Raw genomic sequence first — 18,405 nt, 5'->3', positions numbered from 1 at the left:
CCCCGCTGCCCGTGCCGAGATGATCGATCTGCGCCTGCTCCGCCAGTTCGTGGCGGTGGCCGAAGAACTGCATTTCCATCGCGCCGCCGCGCGCCTGCACATGTCGCAGCCACCGCTGACGGCGGCCATGCGGCGGCTGGAGGAGGAGGTGGGCACGCGCCTGATCGTGCGCGGCAACCGCACGCTGGGGCTGACCGCCGCCGGGCAGACCCTGCTGGTGGAAGCCCGCGCCACGCTGCAGCAGGCCGGGCAGGCGCTGCAGCGTACCCGTGAAGCGGCGGCCGGGCAGATCGGCAGCCTGCGCGTGGGGTACGTCGGCAGCGCCCTGTACGGTCGCCTGCCGGGCCTGATCCGGCAGTTCCGCCAGGCGTTTCCGCAGGTGCAGCTGCACCTGCATGAGGCCACCTCGCGGCAACAGCAGCAGTGGCTGCGCGAAGAGCGCATCGACCTGGGCGTGCTGATCCCACCCATTCCGTCCACCGAGCTGGCGCTGCAGGGGTTCGACCAGGATCGCCTGGCCATCGCCCTGCCGCGCACGCACCCTCTGGCGGAGTGCCAGGCGCTTACCGTGGCGATGCTGGCCGAGCAGCCGTTCGTGTCCTGGCCGGCGGGCGAGGGCATTGGCTTCCACGCCCAGGTGCTGGGCCTTTGCACCACGGCAGGCTTCACCCCGCGCGTGGTGCAGGAGGCGCAGGGCATGCACGCGGTGCTGTCGCTGGTGGCGGTGGATGCGGGCGTGGCGATCGTGCCGGCCAGCATGGCCAGCTTCCGTCCGCAGGAAGTGATGTACCGCGTGATCGACGGCGCAGAGGCGGGCTTCGAGCTGCAGTTCTGCACGCGGCCGGGCGTGGCTGGGCCGGTGCTGCAGCACTTCCTGGCACTGGCCGCCCAGCAGGATCTGTCGTGATCGACATTGCGGTGTGTCTTTGCCGCGCCGGTGGTGCCTGAAATACCGGTCGCAACGCGTTGCGACGCCGGTGCGCGGGCACTGCAGGACAAGGGCTTCAGCGCGTCGCATTGGCGATCCGCACATTCCTGAGGGGTGGCTGCGGGTAACCCCTACAGCCAGCGTCGGCACGCGCCGTCAGCATCCCTTCGCCGGCCTTCGTGGCTGGCTGGGATTGGCGTCCCAAAAAACTCTGGCGCGTGTCCGGAAGCTGTCCAGGGAGGACGGCATCCGGATGACGCGGCCCGCTGGTCCGTGGCGGGTGATGCGTGGGGATCATCCCGATCCGCCGGTCCGCTCCAGAGTCTTCCGGTACGCCAACCCGCATCGCCCGCCGCCCATCTACGCCGCAGCGTGGGTGTGAGCGCTGCAGCTCTGTGCAGGCAGAGCGCACCTCATCTGGGGAGTGGCGGCGGGCGGTGCATTCTTCGCAGGCCTGGACTACGGCAGCAGCTCACGCGCCATGCGGAAGACATCGGTGACCGCGTACAGGCCGCTGTGCCGGGCAAGGTGGGCGTTGTCCGGCCCCTGCGCGATGCCGCTGGCCAGCAGGCGGAACTGGTGGGCGGGGTCGGGCTGGTACTGCAGCCCATACAGCGCATGCCGGTCCACGTACGCCCGGCCGTCGTTCAGCCGTTCGCCACGGGCGATGACGCCCTGCAGGTGTTCCCATGCCAGCGGCGTGTCCTGCACGATGTCGTAGAACTCGACGATGGGCGCACCCTGGCTGACCTCCCGTACATGGAAGGCATGGTGGCGGTCGCCCACCTGCATGCCGACCACGTCACCGGCGCGCCACGCGGTGTGCGCTTTCGCCTGCGAGGGGCGGCGTGCCGGCATCAACGCGGGGCTGCGCAGCAGGGTTTCGATGTCTGCACTGCGGCGATGGAACGTGTCATTCAATGCCACGGCGGCATTCAAGGCGGCGATCGCCGCAACCGCTGCGTCGGTGAGTTCCGCATCGGCGAAGCCCTGGCGATGCAGGCACACCGCCAGCGCCAACGCGGTCTTGTGGACATGCAGCGGCGCGACCTCGGCCGGGTCGGCCTGCAGGACGCAGTTCCAGCGCAGCAGTACGTCTCCCATCACCTCTGCACCGATCTGCGCAGGTTCGCGCTCGGCCGCCCCAGGGCCAAGTCGCGCCCAGTGCGCGCAGCGCTTGACGTCGCCGTCGATGGCCTCGACCAGCCCGGCGGCGGCAAGCAGCTTCAGTACGTCCAGGTGTTTGATCGCCATGTGCGCAACTGCTTCCAATACGGCCGCACAGTCTATCGCGCGCGGGTTGTCGCTTCTGGACCATGATTGTGTTGCAGCTGGATCAGTTGACTGTCTCAGAGACTGCTCGATGTACTTGCCGTATGGCCTCATCTGACTTCATCGCCATTGCAGCCAACATCTGCGGAATTGACGCATATGGATGTGGTGCAGCAACGTTGTTGCTTGTTGCCAATCTCGACAGGACCTCAATGAACAAGCCGACCACATTGGTACTTTGCATTCCGGGCCCGTGGAAGGATCACAACGAGCTGGTGCGTCGTGTCGCTACCACGCCAACGCCGGGCCGCTTCATGTTTTTGGGCGGGGTACTGATGGAGGTGGGGCAGGGGAGGCACGTCAGAATGGTTGTCGCACCAAGTTACGATCAAATGGCCGAAGCTTTCTCCATCGCCGGCCAGGGTCGATTGCATCCGGAGCTGCTCGATGAAGTCGGTCGACACGAGAGCGTCGTTTATCTGGAGTTCGACGGACTCATGCATGAGCAGGTTGAATGGATTGCCGCCACAACCCAGTTGCTGCGCGACCTGGGCGGATATGCCGTAAAGGTCGAATCCAGTGGAAACGCCCATGACTGGGAGGGCTGGGAACGCGGACTGCACGGCAACCTGTTCGATCTTTACTGTCTCGGTGTGGTTCTTACCGGAGATGCAGAATTCTTTGCGTCCTGCGGGATGCGCCATTTTGGGCTCGCCGATTGCAGGGTATCCAGCGAGATTCCCATGGATGCGGCGGCCGATGTAATGAATCGCTTCAATTTCTACCGCTTGGTGGAAGCTCCAACGTTGCTCGATGGGCACACCTTCAGTGTTGATGAAAGGGCGCAGGTGTTTCAACTGCGGCTGGGAGCAGATCAACGGGACGCCGATGACCTGTTCTTCAATCCCGAAGGTTGCTGGAATCTGGTGCCTGTTTGAATAGCCGTATGCGTGGCGGCAGGCGTTGACGGCTTCCGAAGTCGTCGCCATGCAATCTACGCTGACGGAGTTGACTCGCGGTCGAACACGTGTTCGGCCAGGCACTCGTTGACCCCCTGCACCCGCGCGTTGGGCCAGCGATTGCCCGGCCACAACAGCGGAAATCGGCCCTGCTGGTGTGGCATCGCCGGCGGCACTTTCTGCAGGCGGCCATCGGTCAGCGCATCGGCCTCGATTGATCGGGTCACCGGCGCCTGGACTTCGAGCGCATGTGGTTTCCGTATGCAACGTTGGCCGAACTGCAGCCGGGGGCGGGCCTGAGTCGCCCGGCATGTCATCGTCGTGTCGTCAGGGACTCACGCGGTCCATGCCGCCGCAGGCCTAGAGTCGATCATCCCCGTCCCCCACGGAGATCCGCCATGTGGCTGCTTGATCATCTCTGGCCCAGCCGCCGTCCGCTTCCGCCGCCGATGGCCGTCGATCCGCCGCCGCCGCCGCGCAGGCCCTGGTTGAAACGCCCCGTACGGGCAGGGCGCAGCGGCATGGCACCGTGGCAGAAGGTCACCCCGGCCATGCGCCGCACGCGCCACTAGGCAGTCTGGTCGGCCGGGTGGTTGACCCCGTCGTTGACCGGGATGATGCCCAGCGCGAAGGGATCGATGCCGTCCAGGCAGGCCACGTTGTAGCCGTACTGGTCTGGGTTGGAGCGGCGCCGGTGATGGGTGTAGATGCCGCAGACACCGCAGAAGTAATGCTCGGCCACGTGGGTGTTGAACTGGTAGAGGCGCAGGTGGTCCTGGCCGCGCACCACCTGCAGCCCCTCGCGGGTGACGCTGGCGGCGATGGCGCCACGGCGCCGGCACATCGAGCAGTCGCAGCGGCGCGGGTCGACGATGCCGTCGGGCAGGTCCAGCAGCAGCTCGACCGCGCCGCAATGGCAGGTGGCGCGGTGCCGGCGCTGTACCGCAACACCGGCTACAGAGGTGATTCCCATCGCTGTTCCTGAAGGTGGTGACCCGGCCAGTATGCGCTGCCCCGGCCGCCGGCGCCCGTTGCTGAATGGGCCGGTGATGCCAGCATCAGCTCGCTTGTGGCTAACTATGCCGCCCCCCGAACGCGACAGGATGCCCGTGAGAGCCGCAGGACGTTGGATGACAGGATGTGCCATGGCGCTGCTGGCGCTGTGGATGGCCGGCTTGTTTGCCTACCAGCTGCCCGGGCCGGGCTGGCTGTCGGCGGGCGTGGCCGGGCTGTGGCTGCTGGCGGCGCTGTGGACCAGCTGGACAGTGGCGCGCGGTATGCAGACCCGCCGCTGGAGCGGCTTCTACGTGGCCTCGGTGGTGCTGGCCGGCCTGTGGTGGCTGCTGCTGACCCCGCGCCAGGACCGCGACTGGGCCGACGATGTGGCGCAGCGCCTGCACGTAGCGTCCTTCGATGGCCGCCACGTGGTGCTGGACAATGTGCGCGACTTCACCTGGCGCAGCGAGACCGACTACGACGCGCGCTGGGTGCGCCGCGAGTACGACCTGGACCAGCTGCGCTCGGCCGATCTGGTGCTTTCCTACTGGATGGGCCCGGCCATCGCCCACACGCTGGTCTCGTTCGGTTTCGACGATGGCCGCCACCTGGTGTTCTCGCTGGAGATCCGCAAGGAGCGCGGTGAATCGTTCTCGGCGCTGGGAGGCTTCTTCCGCCGCTTCGAGATGACCCTGGTGGCCTCGGAAGAGACCGACATCCTGCGCACGCGCACCAATGCGCGGGGCGAGGATGTCTACCTGTACCGCCTGCATGGCCTGGACCGCGGCCAGCTGAAGGCGCTGTTCGCCGCCTACCTCGATGAGGCCAGGCAGCTGAATGCCGCGCCGGCCTTCTACAACACGGCCACCAGCAACTGCACCACGATCGTCTTCGACCTGGCCCGGCACATCGCCCCGGGCCTGCCGCTGGACTACCGCCTGCTGCTGTCCGGCTACCTGGCCGAGTACGCACAGGATGTCGGTGCGCTGGCGCCCGGCGTGCCGTATGCCGAACTGCAGGCCAAGGGCCGCATCACCGGCCGCGCGCTGCAGATGGCGCCGGGCGAAAACTTCTCCGCCGTGATCCGTCGCGGCATTCCCGGCACCGGGCAGGATCCGCAGCCATGACCTTTGTTTTCCCGATCCGCTGGCAGCGCGTGCTGCCGGCGCTGCTGGCGGCGTGCGTCCTGCTGGCAAGCAGCGGCTGTGCCATGGTCACCGTCAAGCAGGTGGCCTCCAGCGATTCGCTGGTGAACAAGCGCGCCGACGTGCTCAATACCGGCAAGCTCAGCCCGGCCTCGCGCGAAACGCTCAGCGCCGCCGGCCTGGATGAATCGCAGTGCGAGAAGGACTTCCTGGTCTGCCGCAGCACGCTGCTGATGACCGATGACCTCAATGTCGAGCAGCGGCTGTCGACGCTGTCCGAACTGTGGGTCAAGGCCGCACTGGCACTGACCCCGAAGAAGCACGCCGCCGGCGAGCCGCCGATGAGCGATGCCGCGCTCGACGCGTGGCTGGAGGCGGCGCGTTACGGCTACGCCTACCTGTTCTTCAGCGGTCGCTCGCCCTCCGACCGCGCGTTCGAAGACCGGCAGACGCAGGTACGCGACTACTACAACTACGCGGCGGAAAAGGCTGCGGTGGTGCTGTTCGCGCGTGCGCGTGCGGCGGCGCTGGCCGGCGAGGATTACACCCGGCCGATGTCTGCCGGCAGCTGGACGTTGGCCGCCAACTACCAGCAGCTGGCGCTGAAAAGCATCCCGTCGCAGCTGGTGCCGGCCGGTACGGTCAGCTTCGTCGGCCTGCGCAGCACCTACCGCCGCGATGGCTTCGGTGCCGAGCTGGTGATGGTGATGGACCCGCCGAAGCTGGTGGTGCCGGTGGTGGCAGCCGATGGCCCCAAGGCCGAGTCCGCGGTGGACGACGATGACGCGGCACGCGGCCGCCGCCATCGGCATGACGACGGCGTGCCCGAGTTCAGCGAGATGTCCTCGATCAACGTCACGGCGCTGCTGCGCTTCGAAGGTGACAGCCTGGACGACGTGATGCGCACGCGGCGGGTCGAACTGGATGCCTATTCGCCGGAAGCCACCGAACGTATCACCCTGCATGGCGAGCAGGTGCCGCTGGCCGGCAACTTCACCGCGGCCTACGGCCTGTGGCTGGCGCAGAGCGGGTTCGCCACGCAGTCGCTGCGCACGCTGTTCGGCCTGAGCGAAGGCATCGGCGAACCGCACATCTACCTGATGCAGCCGTGGGACCCGAACCGCCGCATCATCTTCATGCTGCACGGCCTGGCCAGCAGCCCGGAAGCCTGGGTGAACCTGGCCAACGAGATCATGGGCGACCCCGAGCTGCGCCGGCAGTTCCAGGTGTGGCAGGTCTATTACCCCACCAACGCGCCCATCGCCTTGAACCGCTACGAGATCGCCACTGCCTTCAACGATACGTTGAAGCACTTCGATCCCAACGGCAGCACGCGTGCGTCGAAGGACATGGTCTACATCGGCCACAGCATGGGCGGCGTGCTGGCGCGGCTGCTGGTGAGCGATTCGGGTGATGTGCTGTGGAACGACCTGCTGGCCAACTACGACCTGAAAGGGGAGCGCCTGAAACGCGTGCAGAGCAAGCTGGGGCCGCTGCTGCACTTCAAGGCGCAGCCGGAGGTGGAGCGCGCGATCTTCATCGCCGCCCCGCACCAGGGCACCGATATCGCCGGCAACAAGGTCGGCCGCCTGATCGGGCGGCTGGTGCGCCTGCCGCTGACCATCCTGGGCAAGTTCGAGGATGTGTTCCTGGCGCTGGCGCAGGCCGAGCAGCAGGTCGATGGCACCGCCAAGCCGAAGATCCCCAACAGCATCGACAACCTCAAGGCCAGCGATCCGTTCGTGAAGGCGGCCGCGCAGCTGCCGATCGAGCCGGGCCTGAAGTACCACTCGATCATCGCCCAGCGCAAACCGGAACTGCCGCTGGAGAAATCCGACGATGGCCTGGTGCCGTACTGGAGCGCGCACCTGCCGGGCGCGCAGTCGGAGAAGGTGATCATCTCCGGCCACAGCGTGCAGGAAAGCCCGCAGGCGGTGCTGGAAGTGCGGCGCATCCTGCACCGTGACATCGACGAAGTGGGTTCTGCTACCCCGCCGTGACACGCTGGGGTCGGAGCCGTTTTCTGCGAAAACGGATCCGACCCCGGGCAACCATCACACCCGCCGCGCCACCACGCTGGCCAGCACGGCCAGGCCGACGGTGATGGCCAGGCACAGCACATAGCCGGTATGGGGCGCCTGTTCGACAAACAACGCGAACAGCGCACCGGACAGCGCCAGCGCGGTGGCCACGCACAGCGCTTCGCTCAGCTGCAGGGCCGAACTGTTGCGGCCCTGTTCCTGCGGCGCGGACAGCGACAGGGTGAGCACCGACAGACTGGCGTAAATCATGCCCATGCCGAAGCCGGTGATGGTCCAGCCGAGCAGCGCGACCGGCAGCGGCACCGCGTTGAACAGCACCGCCAGGGTGGCCGTGATGCCGAGGGTCATCAGCACCGTGCCTACGCGCAGCAGCTGCTGCCGTGACCAGCCGCGCTGCTGGTGGCCCTGCAGCCAGGAGCCGCTGAACCAGCCCAGCGCGCCCAGGCTGAGCACCGCGCCGGCCCAGCTCGGCGACAGGCCGCGTTCGCGCTGCAGCAGCAGCGGCAGATAAGCTTCGCAGGCGAAGAACGCGGCGGCCGCCACGCCACGCAGTGCAATCACGCTGGGCAGCCCGCGGCGCAGGCGCAACGTGCCCGGTGGCAGCAGGCGGTGCCCGCACAGCAGCAGGCCGGCCACGGCCACGGCCATGCAGGCCAGCGCCGGCACGCCCTGTTGCTGCCCACCGAAGTACAGCAGCAGCGCCGCCAGCGATGCACCGGCGGCCCAGCGCACGACGTCGCCGCCAGCGTCCCCCTCGCGGGTTTCGACGGGGGCCTGCCGGGCCAGCGCCGGGCGCAGCATCAGCGCCGCCGGTATCGCCAGCAGGGGCACGACCAGGAACACCCAGCGCCAGCCCAGGTGCTGCACGATCATGCCGCTGAGGGCCGGTCCCACCATCGACGGCACGACCCAGCCGGCCGAGAACGCGGCGAACACCTTCGGCCGCAGCGCCTCGGGGTAGTTGCGTCCGACCATCACGTACAGCGCCACCGAAATCGCGCCGCTGCCCAGGCCCTGCAGCAGCCGCCCGGCCACCAGCATGCCCATGCGCGTGGCCAGGCCGGCCAGCAGCAGGCCCAGCACGAAGCAGGCAAGGCCCCACCACAGCGGTCGCGCCGGGCCGCTGCGGTCGGTCCAGCGCCCGGCCACGGTCATGCCCACCACGCTGGTGGCCAGGGTGCCGCCGAAGGCCAGCGCATACAGGCGCAGGCCATCGAGTGCCTCGGCCACGGTGGGCATCGCCGCGGCCACGGCCAGCGCTTCGAAGGCGAGCAGGGCGACCAGCACGACCATGCCGATGGTGGTGCCGCGGTGGGCGGGCGAGAGGATGGAGTCGGGCGCGGCGGTGGCCGTCGCCGGAGCGGTGGAGGGGGTGTTCATGCGGAGACGGATACTCGGGCCGCGCTTGTCATCCGGCGGCGAAGGACGCAGCATGACACCTGAACCATGGTTGAGGTCAAGCGATGCAGGAACAGGAACTGAGCGTGGGTGACGTGGCCCGCCGCAGCGGTGTCGCGGTATCGGCGCTGCACTTCTACGAGCGCAAGGGCCTGATCAGCAGCCTGCGCACGGCGGGCAACCAGCGCCGCTATGCGCGCGACGTGCTGCGCCGGCTGGCGGTGATCCGCGTGGCGCAGCGGGTCGGCATGCCGCTGGAGGCGGTGGCACGCGCGTTCGAGACCCTGCCGCAGGGCCGCGCACCAACAAAGGCCGACTGGGCGCGGCTGTCCGCGCGCTGGCAGCAGGAACTGGAAGAACGCATCCACATGCTGCAGCTGCTGCGCGATGAACTGACCGGCTGCATCGGCTGTGGTTGCCTGTCGCTGAAACGCTGCCGCCTGGCCAACCCCGACGACGTGCTTGGCGAGCGCGGCGACGGCCCCATGCGCTGGGGCTGAGCCGCGCCCGGTAGCGCCGGGCCATGCCCGGCGTCGGTTGCAGCAGTTACCAGACGGTGAGGGTTTCGCCGCTCTGGATGCCTTCCACCGAGCGCTGGAAGGCCAGTGCCGCGCGCTGCGCGGGTACCGCTTCAAAGCCGGGGAAATAAGGGCCGTAGGAATCCAGCGATTCGGCCAGCACGTTCGGGCTGACCGCGTTGATGCGCAGGCCGCGCGGCAGCAGTTCCAGCGCCGCAGCACGTACGAAACCTTCCAGCGCCTGGTTGACCGCCGTGGCATTGACGCCGTCGCGGATCGGCTGCGCGCTGATGATGCCGGTGGTGAGGGTGATCGACCCGCCCGGATTGAGGTGATGCTGGGCCGCCAGCGCCAGCCGCACCTGGCCGAGCAGCTTGTCCTGCAGGCCACTGTTGAACTGCGCGGCGGTCATCGTCTGCAGCGGGCCGAAATGCACGTTGCCGGTGGTGGAGATCACCGCATCGACCGGCCCGGTCTGGGCAAACAGCGCCGAGACGCTGGCATCGTCGGCCAGGTCCACGCGCAGCGCACCGCTGCGGCGGCCGGCGGCGAGGATCTCGTGGTGCTGGCCAAGGTGGCGGGCGACCGCTTGGCCGAGGGTGCCGCTGGCACCGACAAGCAGGATCTTCATGGTGGCGTCCTCAAGGGGAAGGGCTCCAGTCTGCGCCGCCGGTTGCGGGTTTGGTAAGCGGCGTATGATTCGCACATTCCTAACCCGGGGTTAGCAATGGATACGTTGCGCTGCATGCAGGCCTTCGTCGCCGTGGCCGAGCACGGCAGCTTCGCGGCCGCCGCCGTGCAGTTGCAGGTGTCGGCGGTGATGGTCGGCAAGTACATCCAGCAGCTGGAGGCACACCTGGGCACCGCACTGCTGCAGCGGAACACCCGCCACCAGCGCCTGACCGAAGCGGGCGCGGCTTACCTGGCCGGCTGCCGCCAGGTACTGGAACAGGTGCAGCAGGCCGAGGCTGACGTCGCCGGGCTGCAACGGCAGCCGCAGGGCCTGCTGCGCATCAGCGCGCCCACCACCTGGGGCAGCTGCGTACTGGCGCCGTTGCTGTCGGGGCTGTTGCGCGCGCAGCCGCTGCTCAACATCGAGCTGGACCTGAGCAACCGCCGCGTGGACCTGATCGAGGATGGCTTCGATGCGGCGATCCGGGTCGGGCCGCTGCCGTCGCAGGAACTGGTGGCGCGCCCGCTGCCGCCGTATGCGATGAGCCTGTGCGCATCACCGGCCTACCTGCGCCGGCGCGGCACGCCGCGCACGCCGGCCGACCTGGCCGGACATGACTGCCTGAGCCACCTGGCGTGGCGTGGCGGCCATGGCTGGCAGCTGGCCAATGGCGAACAGGTGGACTGGGAGGCGCGGCTGTCCAGCAACGATGGCTATGCGCTGCGCGAAGCGGCGGTGGCCGGGGCTGGCCTGATCCTGCAGCCGACCGCGCTGCTTGCGGCCGACATCGCAGCCGGGCGCCTGAAGCCGCTGTTGCGCGATTACGTGCCGGCGCCGCGGCCGATGCACCTGATCTACCTGCCGGACCGGCGCCCGCGCCCGCGGCTGCAGTGTTTCATCGAGTACGTGCTGCAGCACGTGGGGTGAACGGGGTCAGAGCCCTTTGCCACGGCAAAGGGATCTGACCCCAGCCACACGCCATCGGGGTCGGATCCCTTTGCGCAGGCAAAGGGCTCTGACCCCAACGGGTCAATCATTCGCCGCCGACAACTCCCGCCCGCGCTGCTGCGCCGCGCGCAGCGCCTTGGCCACCAGGGCCTCGAAACCATCGGCCTGGAAACTCTCGATGGCGGCCTGGGTGGTGCCGTTGGGCGAGGTCACCCGGCGCCGCAGTTCGGCCGGGCTTTCACCGGCTTCGTCCAGCATGCGGGAGGCGCCCAGCAGGGTCTGCACCGTCAGCGCGCGGGCCGCATCAGCCGGCAGGCCCTGGGCAATGCCGGCCGCTTCCATCGCTTCGGCCAGCAGGAACACATAGGCCGGGCCGCTGCCGGACACGGCCGTGACCGAATCCATCAGCGCTTCGTCCTCGATCCACACCGTGCGCCCGGCGCTGGCCAGCACGCGTTCGGCCTGCGCATGCTGCTGCGCATCCACGGCAGGCGTGGCGTACAGGCCGGTCACCCCGGCGCCCAGCAGGGCAGGGGTGTTGGGCATCGCGCGCACCACCGGCAGCGCACCGCCCAGCCAGCGTTGCAGCTGCGCGCTGGTGATGCCCGCAGCGATCGACACCACCAGCGGCGCCTGCGCCTGCGCCAGTGCCTGCAGCGATTGGCAGACCTCGCGCAGCACCTGCGGCTTCACCGCCAGCAGCCAGGTCTGGCCCTGGGCAGCGGCATCGGCGGCGTTGTCGTGGGTCTGCACGCCGAAATCGGCGGCCAGGGCCTCGCGCAGCACGGCCACCGGCTCGGCCACGTGGATCTGCGCCGGCGGCACGCCCTGGCGGACCAGTCCGGCAATGAGGCTGCGGGCCATGTTGCCGCCGCCGATGAAGGTGATCGATTCAACTGTCATGCGGGATTCCTTGGTTCAGGCCGGGCGCGGACGCGCACCGAACAGGGCGGTGCCGATGCGCACCAGGGTGGCACCTTCGGCAATGGCCTCGGCGTAATCGCTGCTCATGCCCATCGACAGGGTGTCCACCTGCGGATGGCGCGCGGCCAGCGTCTGGAAAAGGGCGTGCATGCGCACGAAGGCATCGCGGCGGCGCTCGGCCTCCGGCCACGGTGCCGGAATGGCCATCAGCCCGCGCAGGCACAGCGCAGGCTCGGCGCTGATGGCCGCGGCCAGCGCGTCCACGTCCTGCGGTGCGCAGCCGTGCTTGCTGCCTTCATCGTCGATGTTGACCTGGATGAGCACGTTCAGCGGCCCGCGGCCGGCCGGGCGGTACCGGGCCAGGGCGCTTACCAGCTTGGGCCGGTCCACGCTCTGCACCCAGTCGAAGTGGCTGGCCACGGCTTCGGCCTTGTTCGACTGCAGGTGGCCGATCAGGTGCCATTCCAGCCCCAGCGTCTGCAGCGCCTGCATCTTGGCCAGGGCTTCCTGCACGTAGTTTTCGCCGAAGGCGCGCTGGCCCTGCGCAGCCAGGGCCGCCACGGCCTCGGTCGGCTGGCTCTTGGAAACCGCCAGCAGGCGCGGCGGTGGCCGCCCGGCGGCCTCGGCGGCGTTGTGCAGATTGCTCAGGATCTCGGGCAGGGCAGTGGCCACGTAACGCGTTCCAGTGTGACAGGAGGCTATACTGCCGCCAGGGGAAAGATCCTTCCAGTCGAAGCCGTTATTGGGGAGTAGCCGCTCATGGATATCGCCGAGCTGTTGGCGTTTTCCGTAAAGAACAAAGCGTCCGACCTGCACCTGTCTGCAGGCCTGCCGCCGATGATCCGCGTGGACGGCGATGTTCGCCGGATCAACATCCCGGCCCTGGACCACAAGCAGGTCCATGCGCTGGTGTACGACATCATGTCCGACAAGCAGCGGCGCGATTACGAGGAATTCCTCGAAGTCGACTTCTCCTTCGAGATCCCGTCGCTGGCGCGCTTCCGTGTCAACGCCTTCAACCAGAACCGCGGCGCCGGTGCGGTGTTCCGTACCATTCCCTCCGAGGTGCTGACCCTGGAGGACCTGGCGTGCCCGCCGCTGTTCCGCGAGGTGATCCAGCAGCCGCAGGGCCTGATCCTGGTGACCGGCCCGACCGGTTCGGGCAAGTCGACCACGCTGGCAGCGATGATCGACTACATCAACAAGAACGAATACGGCCACATCCTCACCGTCGAGGATCCGATCGAATTCGTGCACACCTCGCAGAAGTGCCTGATCAACCAGCGCGAAGTGCACCGCGATACGCACGGCTTCAACGAAGCACTGCGCTCGGCGCTGCGTGAGGATCCGGACATCATCCTGGTGGGCGAACTGCGTGACCTGGAAACCATCCGCCTGGCGCTGACCGCCGCGGAAACCGGCCACCTGGTGTTCGGCACCCTGCACACCAGCTCGGCGGCCAAGACCATCGACCGCATCATCGACGTGTTCCCGGCCGGCGAAAAGCCGATGGTGCGCTCGATGCTGTCCGAATCGCTGCGCGCGGTCATTTCGCAGGCGCTGCTGAAGAAGGTGGGCGGCGGCCGTACGGCGGCGTGGGAAATCATGGTCGGCACCCCGGCCATCCGCAACCTGATCCGCGAAGACAAGGTCGCGCAGATGTACTCGGCCATCCAGACCGGCCAGCAGTACGGAATGATGACCCTGGACCAGCACCTGCAGGACCTGGTCAAGCGCAGCCTGATCACCCGCAACCAGGCGCGCGAGTACGCCAAGGACAAGCGTCTGTTCGAGTAAGGCGAGGCAACGGTGGGGCGGTGCGCATCCATGCCGCCGTCCCGCGATGTCCTGTCCACCGACCGATCTCTGGCACATGCCCATTGGGAGCCCGCCATGAACAGTACCGCCAGTACCGCCAGCACCATCGATTTCACCTCCTTCCTCAAGCTGATGGCGCACCAGCGCGCCTCGGACCTGTTCATCACCGCGGGCATGCCGCCGGCGATCAAGGTCAACGGCAAGATCTCGCCGATCACGCAGACGCCGCTGACCCCGCAGCAGAGCCGCGACCTGGTCCTCAACGTGATGACCCCGGCGCAGCGCGAGGAATTCGAGAAGACCCACGAGTGCAACTTCGCCATCGGCCTGGCCGGTGTCGGCCGTTTCCGCGTGAGCTGCTTCTACCAGCGCAACCAGGTGGGCATGGTGCTGCGTCGCATCGAGACGCGCATCCCGACCGTGGAAGAACTGAGCCTGCCGCCGATCATCAAGACGCTGGCGATGACCAAGCGCGGCATCATCCTCTTCGTCGGTGCCACCGGTACCGGCAAGTCGACCTCGCTGGCCGCGATGATCGGTTACCGCAACCAGAACTCGACCGGCCACATCATCACCATCGAAGACCCGATCGAGTTCGTGCACAAGCACGAGGGCTGCATCATCACCCAGCGCGAAGTCGGCATCGATACCGACAGCTGGGAAGCCGCCCTGAAGAACACCCTGCGCCAGGCGCCGGACGTGATCATGATCGGCGAGGTGCGTACCCGCGAGGGCATGGACCACGCCATCGCCTTCGCTGAAACCGGCCACCTGGTGCTGTGTACGCTGCACGCCAACAACGCCAACCAGGCGATGGACCGCATCATCAACTTCTTCCCGGAAGACCGCCGCAACCAGCTGCTGATGGATCTGTCGCTGAACCTCAAGGGCGTGGTCGCGCAGCAGCTGATTCCTTCGCCCGATGGGCGTTCGCGCAAGGTGGCGATGGAAATCCTGCTGGGCACGCCGCTGGTGCAGGATTACATCCGCGAAGGCGAGATCCACAAGCTCAAGGAGCTGATGAAGGAGTCCGTGCAGCTGGGCATGAAGACCTTCGACCAGAGCCTGTTCGAGCTGTACCAGGCCGGCGAGATCAGCTACGAGGACGCGCTGCGTTACGCCGATTCGCAGAACGAAGTGCGCCTGCGCATCAAGCTCAGCCAGGGCGGCGATGCCCGCACCCTGTCGCAGGGTTTGGATGGCGTGGAGATTTCCGAGGTCCGTTGACCGCTGGGCGCCTGCGGGCGCCCTCTGCTTCGGGATGACCGCCATGAATCGGCCAGGGAGGCCTGCATGCGTGTGACGACGAGCGTGGTAACGGCGAGCGTGGTGCTGGCAATCGTCGTGCTGCAGGCCGGGTGTGCCCGCACGTCCGGGCCCGCCGCGCCAGCCGCGGCCGAAAGCTGCGGCGATCCGCTGGCGCACGCCTGGTACCTGCTGCCTCCGCCTTCACAGGCGCAAAGCCGCGAGCCGCTGCCGTTCCATGATTTCACCGGCTTTGCGAGGGCTTCGTACGCTGTCCATCTGCGGGATCTGCCGGGCCTGCCTGAGCCGTCCTTCCGCTGTGGCCACGTTCCGGTCCAGGCCTATCGTTTCGTCTGGTCGCCCTCCTTCTTCCCGGGCGTGGTGATACGCGCGCAGCGCAACGCCGCCGGCCAGGCGTGGATTGTCGGCCGCAGTGCGCGCGCGTGGGAGATTCCCGGATCCTCGCCCGGGCACCCCTCCAGCATCATCATCAACGGTTGGACGTGCCCTCCGCCACGCGCGTTGAGTGCGCAGGAATGGAAGACCGTCACCGCTGCGTTCGCGCGCCTGCAGGGCGAAGATTCGAGCGCAGGGCTCGATGGTTCAACGTGGACGTTCGAGTCCGTGGTGGACGATGAGCAGCGCTGGTTCGCGCGGTGGGTGCCGCAGGATGTGACGTTCCGCACCGCCGGCAGGATGATGGTCGAACTGGCCGGATGCACCGACGCCCTGCAGGCCATGGAGTGACCGGTACGAGGGTGGATTGATGAAATCCAGTCATGACCGACTGCCATCCAGGTCGTTCAATCCAGCGGGGGGAGGGGCGTATCGTCGTCGTTCCCCCTCTGGAGCATGACGATGCAGACACGTGAACTCGGCCGCAGCGGCCTGAAGGTCTCCGCCCTTGGCCTGGGCTGCATGGGCCTGAGCCACAGCTACGGCCTGCCGGTCGAGCACAGCCAGGGCATCGCCCTGCTGCACGCCGCGGTCGAGCGCGGCGTAACGTTCTTCGATACCGCCGAGGTCTATGGCCCGTACACCAATGAAGCACTGGTCGGCGAGGCGCTTGCGCCGTACCGCGACAAGCTGGTGATCGCCACCAAGTTCGGCTTCAAGGACGCCCGCACCGATACCGGCCTGGACAGCCGCCCGGAAAACATCCGCGCAGTGGCCGAGGCCAGCCTCAAGCGCCTGCGCACCGACCACATCGACCTGTTCTACCAGCACCGCGTGGACCCGAACGTGCCGATCGAGGATGTGGCCGGCACCGTGCGTGACCTGATTGCCGAAGGCAAGGTCGGCCACTTCGGCCTGTCCGAGGCCAGTGCCGCGACGGTGCGCCGCGCGCATGCGGTGCAGCCGGTGGCCGCAGTGCAGAGCGAGTACTCGCTGTGGTGGCGCGAGCCGGAACGCGAGCTGCTGCCCACCCTGCAGGAACTGGGCATCGGCTTCGTGCCGTTCAGCCCGCTCGGCCGCGGTTTCCTCACCGGCACCATCACCGCCGATACCACCTTCAGCGACAACGATTTCCGCAACAGCGTGCCGCGCTTCGAGGTGGAAGCCCGCCGCGCCAACCAGGCGCTGGTGGATCGCATCGGCACCATTGCCGCGGCCCGTGGCGCCACCCCGGCGCAGGTGGCACTGGCCTGGCTGCTGGCGCAGGCACCGTGGATCGTGCCGATTCCGGGCACCACCAAGGTGCACCGCCTGGAGGAAAACCTGGCCGCGACCGAGCTGGTGCTGTCGGCCGACGAACTGCAGCGCATTGCCCAGGTGCTGGAAGAGGTATCGATCGTCGGCGAGCGCTACAACGCGCAGCGAGCAGCACAGGCCAAGGGCTGATCTGGCCTTTGTGGGTGCGGACCGTTGGTGGTGGGTGCGGAATGTTGGCGGTGGGTGCGGACCGTTGGTCCGCACTCCTTATGTTCACCCCATCGGCCCACGCAGTGCATCCAGCACCGTGCGCATCGCCACGCTGACATGGCGGCGCGAGGGGTAATACGCGTAGTAGCCATCAAAGGTCGGGCACCAGTCATCCAGCACCGACTGCAACCGCCCCTGTTCCAGCAGGGCCAGCACCTGGTCCTCGGGCAGCCAGGCCAGGCCGCTGCCGGCCAGCGCGGCTTCGCGGGTCATGCCCATGGTGTTGAAGGTCCACTGGCCGCTGACGCGCACGCTGAGCTCATTGCCATCCTGGCCGAAATCCCACGGCATCAGCCCGCCGTGGGTGGGCAGGCGCAGGGTGATGCAGTTGTGCGCGGCCAGCTCCTGCGGATGGCGGGGCATGGCGTGTTGGCGGAAGTAGCTGGGCGCCCCGACCACGCGCATGCGCAGCGGCGGGCTGATCGGCACCGCCACCATGTCCAGGGCCAGGCGTTCACCGAGGCGGATGCCGATGTCGTAGCGCTCGGCAACGATGTCGGCCAGCGCGTAGTCGGCGGTCAGTTCGACATTCAGGTCGGGGTATTGCTGCAGCAGCGGTGCCAGCCGTGGCCAGGCCAGGTACTCGGCGGCGTGGCCGGTGGCGTTGATGCGGATGGTGCCGGCGGGGCGTTCGCGGTACTCGGCCAGGGCAGCCAGTTCGTTCTCGATCTCGGCCAGGCGCGGGGCGAGGGTATCGAGCAGGCGGGCGCCGGCTTCGGTGGTGGATACGCTGCGGGTGGTGCGGGTCAGCAGGCGCACGCCGAGGCGCTCCTCCAGCCCGCGCATGGCGTGGCTGAGGGTCGACTGGGAGACGCCGAGCTGGGCGGCGGCCTTGGTGAAGCTGCCCTGGCGGGCAACGTGGACGAAGGCCTGCAGGTCGTTGAGGTTTTCGCGGGGCATGAGGGGATGATACGGCCGGGCTGCGCCCGGCACCTGCCGAATCCACGTCAACGTCAGCGTCAACGTCAAATGCGTGCATTCCGTGGGATGGCGGGGTGGGTCCGGTTGAGGGGGACGCCGTGAACCCATCCATGGGGGCTTGGTCGCCGCATCCATCCGGCTCACACCCCCTCAACCGGACCCACCCCGCCTTCGACAGTTTCCCGCGAGCTGTTGGAACGGCATTCTGCTTTGGTGGGTGCCGACCGTTGGTCGGCACGGCTCCGACCCCATTCTGTGTAGACGTGTGGGTATGTCGATTTCTGCGTCTGTGGTTCGTCGAATGAATGACTTTCAACGGGAGCTGCACATGAGCACTGACACCAAGCCGAAAGGCCCGGCCTCGTACTTTCCCTCCATCGAGAAGACCTACGGCCAGCCGGTGGTGCACTGGCTGGGCCTGCTGGCGAAGAAGCCGGGCCTGAAGCACATGGAACTGGTCAGCTACCTGAAGAGCGAACACGGCCTGGGCCACGGCCACGCCAACGCCCTGGTCGCCCACCACCTCAACGCCCAGCGCTGACCTACCGCAACCGAGCGAAGCGACCCGCTTTCGCTCTTGCTCTTCTTTTATCTTACGTGGCTGGACGCCCACGGAACCTGTCAGAGGCCGGGCGGGGTGGGGGCGCGGGGGTGTCCGCGGCATGGATGCCGCGGCCAAGCCCCCATGGAAGGGT

General features: G+C 67.8%; 19 protein-coding genes. 11 read left to right on the top strand and 8 right to left on the bottom strand.

The genetic code is table 11. The annotated features are described in order from the left end of the window. The first annotated feature begins 19 nt into the window (after positions 1 to 19). Positions 20 to 907 (top strand): LysR family transcriptional regulator, encoded by an 888-nt coding sequence (locus C1926_RS19050; RefSeq protein ID WP_108760280.1) that lies wholly within the window; start codon positions 20 to 22, stop codon positions 905 to 907. A gap of 480 nt (positions 908 to 1,387) precedes the next feature. On the opposite strand, the gene C1926_RS19045 is transcribed toward C1926_RS19050, so the two are convergent. Further along, positions 1,388 to 2,182 carry a hypothetical protein gene (locus C1926_RS19045; protein WP_108760279.1) on the bottom strand — a complete coding sequence of 265 codons (795 nt, stop codon included), beginning with the start codon at positions 2,180 to 2,182 and terminating at the stop codon, positions 1,388 to 1,390. Positions 2,183 to 2,304: 122 nt separating this feature from the next. Between C1926_RS19045 and C1926_RS19040 the strand changes: the two genes are divergently transcribed. After that, on the top strand, positions 2,305 to 3,138 hold the full coding sequence (locus C1926_RS19040; RefSeq protein ID WP_159095154.1) for a hypothetical protein: 834 nt from the start codon (positions 2,305 to 2,307) through the stop codon (positions 3,136 to 3,138). 56 nt (positions 3,139 to 3,194) lie between these two features. Here C1926_RS19040 and C1926_RS19035 read toward each other — a convergent pair whose 3' ends face one another. After that, a complete protein-coding gene (locus C1926_RS19035) occupies positions 3,195 to 3,386 on the bottom strand; it encodes a hypothetical protein (protein ID WP_108760277.1) in 192 nt (63 codons plus the stop codon). A 341-nt stretch (positions 3,387 to 3,727) separates the two neighbouring features. Further along, a complete protein-coding gene (locus C1926_RS19030) occupies positions 3,728 to 4,132 on the bottom strand; it encodes a GFA family protein (protein WP_108760276.1) in 405 nt (134 codons plus the stop codon). A 172-nt stretch (positions 4,133 to 4,304) separates the two neighbouring features. On the opposite strand from C1926_RS19030, the gene C1926_RS19025 reads away from it, so the two are divergent. After that, positions 4,305 to 5,282, top strand: a complete 978-nt coding sequence (locus C1926_RS19025) for a DUF4105 domain-containing protein (protein WP_108760275.1) — start codon at positions 4,305 to 4,307, stop codon at positions 5,280 to 5,282. Further along, a complete protein-coding gene (locus C1926_RS19020) occupies positions 5,279 to 7,300 on the top strand; it encodes an alpha/beta hydrolase (RefSeq protein WP_108760274.1) in 2,022 nt (673 codons plus the stop codon). The genes C1926_RS19025 and C1926_RS19020 overlap by 4 nt, the downstream gene beginning before the upstream one ends. Before the next feature lie 54 nt (positions 7,301 to 7,354). On the opposite strand, the gene C1926_RS19015 is transcribed toward C1926_RS19020, so the two are convergent. After that, positions 7,355 to 8,776 carry an MFS transporter gene (locus tag C1926_RS19015; RefSeq protein ID WP_108760273.1) on the bottom strand — a complete coding sequence of 474 codons (1,422 nt, stop codon included), beginning with the start codon at positions 8,774 to 8,776 and terminating at the stop codon, positions 7,355 to 7,357. A gap of 29 nt (positions 8,777 to 8,805) precedes the next feature. Here C1926_RS19015 and soxR point away from each other — a divergent pair, with 29 nt between their 5' ends. Next, the gene (soxR, locus tag C1926_RS19010) at positions 8,806 to 9,240 is read left to right on the top strand and encodes a redox-sensitive transcriptional activator SoxR (RefSeq protein WP_079220874.1); all 435 of its coding nucleotides are present in this window, start codon (positions 8,806 to 8,808) and stop codon (positions 9,238 to 9,240) included. Between the two features lie 46 nt (positions 9,241 to 9,286). Here the strand turns inward: soxR and C1926_RS19005 are convergent, their stop codons facing one another. Next, positions 9,287 to 9,889, bottom strand: a complete 603-nt coding sequence (locus C1926_RS19005; RefSeq protein WP_108760272.1) for a short chain dehydrogenase — start codon at positions 9,887 to 9,889, stop codon at positions 9,287 to 9,289. Positions 9,890 to 9,985: 96 nt separating this feature from the next. Between C1926_RS19005 and C1926_RS19000 the strand changes: the two genes are divergently transcribed. Further along, positions 9,986 to 10,858, top strand: coding sequence for a LysR family transcriptional regulator (locus tag C1926_RS19000; RefSeq protein WP_108760271.1), 873 nt, complete (start codon positions 9,986 to 9,988; stop codon positions 10,856 to 10,858). A gap of 102 nt (positions 10,859 to 10,960) precedes the next feature. Here C1926_RS19000 and proC read toward each other — a convergent pair whose 3' ends face one another. Both proC and C1926_RS18990 read right to left on the bottom strand, forming a co-directional pair. Further along, the gene (gene proC, locus C1926_RS18995; RefSeq protein WP_108746089.1) at positions 10,961 to 11,782 is read right to left on the bottom strand and encodes a pyrroline-5-carboxylate reductase; all 822 of its coding nucleotides are present in this window, start codon (positions 11,780 to 11,782) and stop codon (positions 10,961 to 10,963) included. 15 nt (positions 11,783 to 11,797) lie between these two features. Continuing rightward, entirely contained in the window at positions 11,798 to 12,475 is a 678-nt protein-coding gene (locus tag C1926_RS18990; RefSeq protein ID WP_108760270.1) for a YggS family pyridoxal phosphate-dependent enzyme, read from the bottom strand. An 87-nt stretch (positions 12,476 to 12,562) separates the two neighbouring features. Here C1926_RS18990 and C1926_RS18985 point away from each other — a divergent pair, with 87 nt between their 5' ends. The 4 genes from C1926_RS18985 to C1926_RS18970 all read left to right on the top strand — a co-directional run bounded on the left by C1926_RS18985 (position 12,563) and on the right by C1926_RS18970 (position 16,708). Continuing rightward, a complete protein-coding gene (locus C1926_RS18985) occupies positions 12,563 to 13,600 on the top strand; it encodes a type IV pilus twitching motility protein PilT (protein WP_004147099.1) in 1,038 nt (345 codons plus the stop codon). Between the two features lie 96 nt (positions 13,601 to 13,696). Continuing rightward, positions 13,697 to 14,848 carry a PilT/PilU family type 4a pilus ATPase gene (locus C1926_RS18980; protein ID WP_079220879.1) on the top strand — a complete coding sequence of 384 codons (1,152 nt, stop codon included), beginning with the start codon at positions 13,697 to 13,699 and terminating at the stop codon, positions 14,846 to 14,848. 66 nt (positions 14,849 to 14,914) lie between these two features. Continuing rightward, positions 14,915 to 15,613 (top strand): hypothetical protein, encoded by a 699-nt coding sequence (locus C1926_RS18975; RefSeq protein ID WP_108760269.1) that lies wholly within the window; start codon positions 14,915 to 14,917, stop codon positions 15,611 to 15,613. A gap of 111 nt (positions 15,614 to 15,724) precedes the next feature. After that, on the top strand, positions 15,725 to 16,708 hold the full coding sequence (locus C1926_RS18970) for an aldo/keto reductase (RefSeq protein WP_108760268.1): 984 nt from the start codon (positions 15,725 to 15,727) through the stop codon (positions 16,706 to 16,708). Between the two features lie 84 nt (positions 16,709 to 16,792). Here C1926_RS18970 and C1926_RS18965 read toward each other — a convergent pair whose 3' ends face one another. After that, entirely contained in the window at positions 16,793 to 17,689 is an 897-nt protein-coding gene (locus C1926_RS18965; RefSeq protein WP_108760267.1) for a LysR family transcriptional regulator, read from the bottom strand. Positions 17,690 to 18,038: 349 nt separating this feature from the next. On the opposite strand from C1926_RS18965, the gene C1926_RS18960 reads away from it, so the two are divergent. Next, a complete protein-coding gene (locus C1926_RS18960) occupies positions 18,039 to 18,251 on the top strand; it encodes a DUF4287 domain-containing protein (RefSeq protein ID WP_108760266.1) in 213 nt (70 codons plus the stop codon). Positions 18,252 to 18,405 lie beyond the last annotated feature (154 nt).

The sequence above is a fragment of the Stenotrophomonas sp. ZAC14A_NAIMI4_1 genome, from assembly GCF_003086915.1.
Classification (GTDB): Bacteria; Pseudomonadota; Gammaproteobacteria; order Xanthomonadales; family Xanthomonadaceae; genus Stenotrophomonas.
This window is presented reverse-complemented; position numbering and strand designations above follow the sequence as displayed.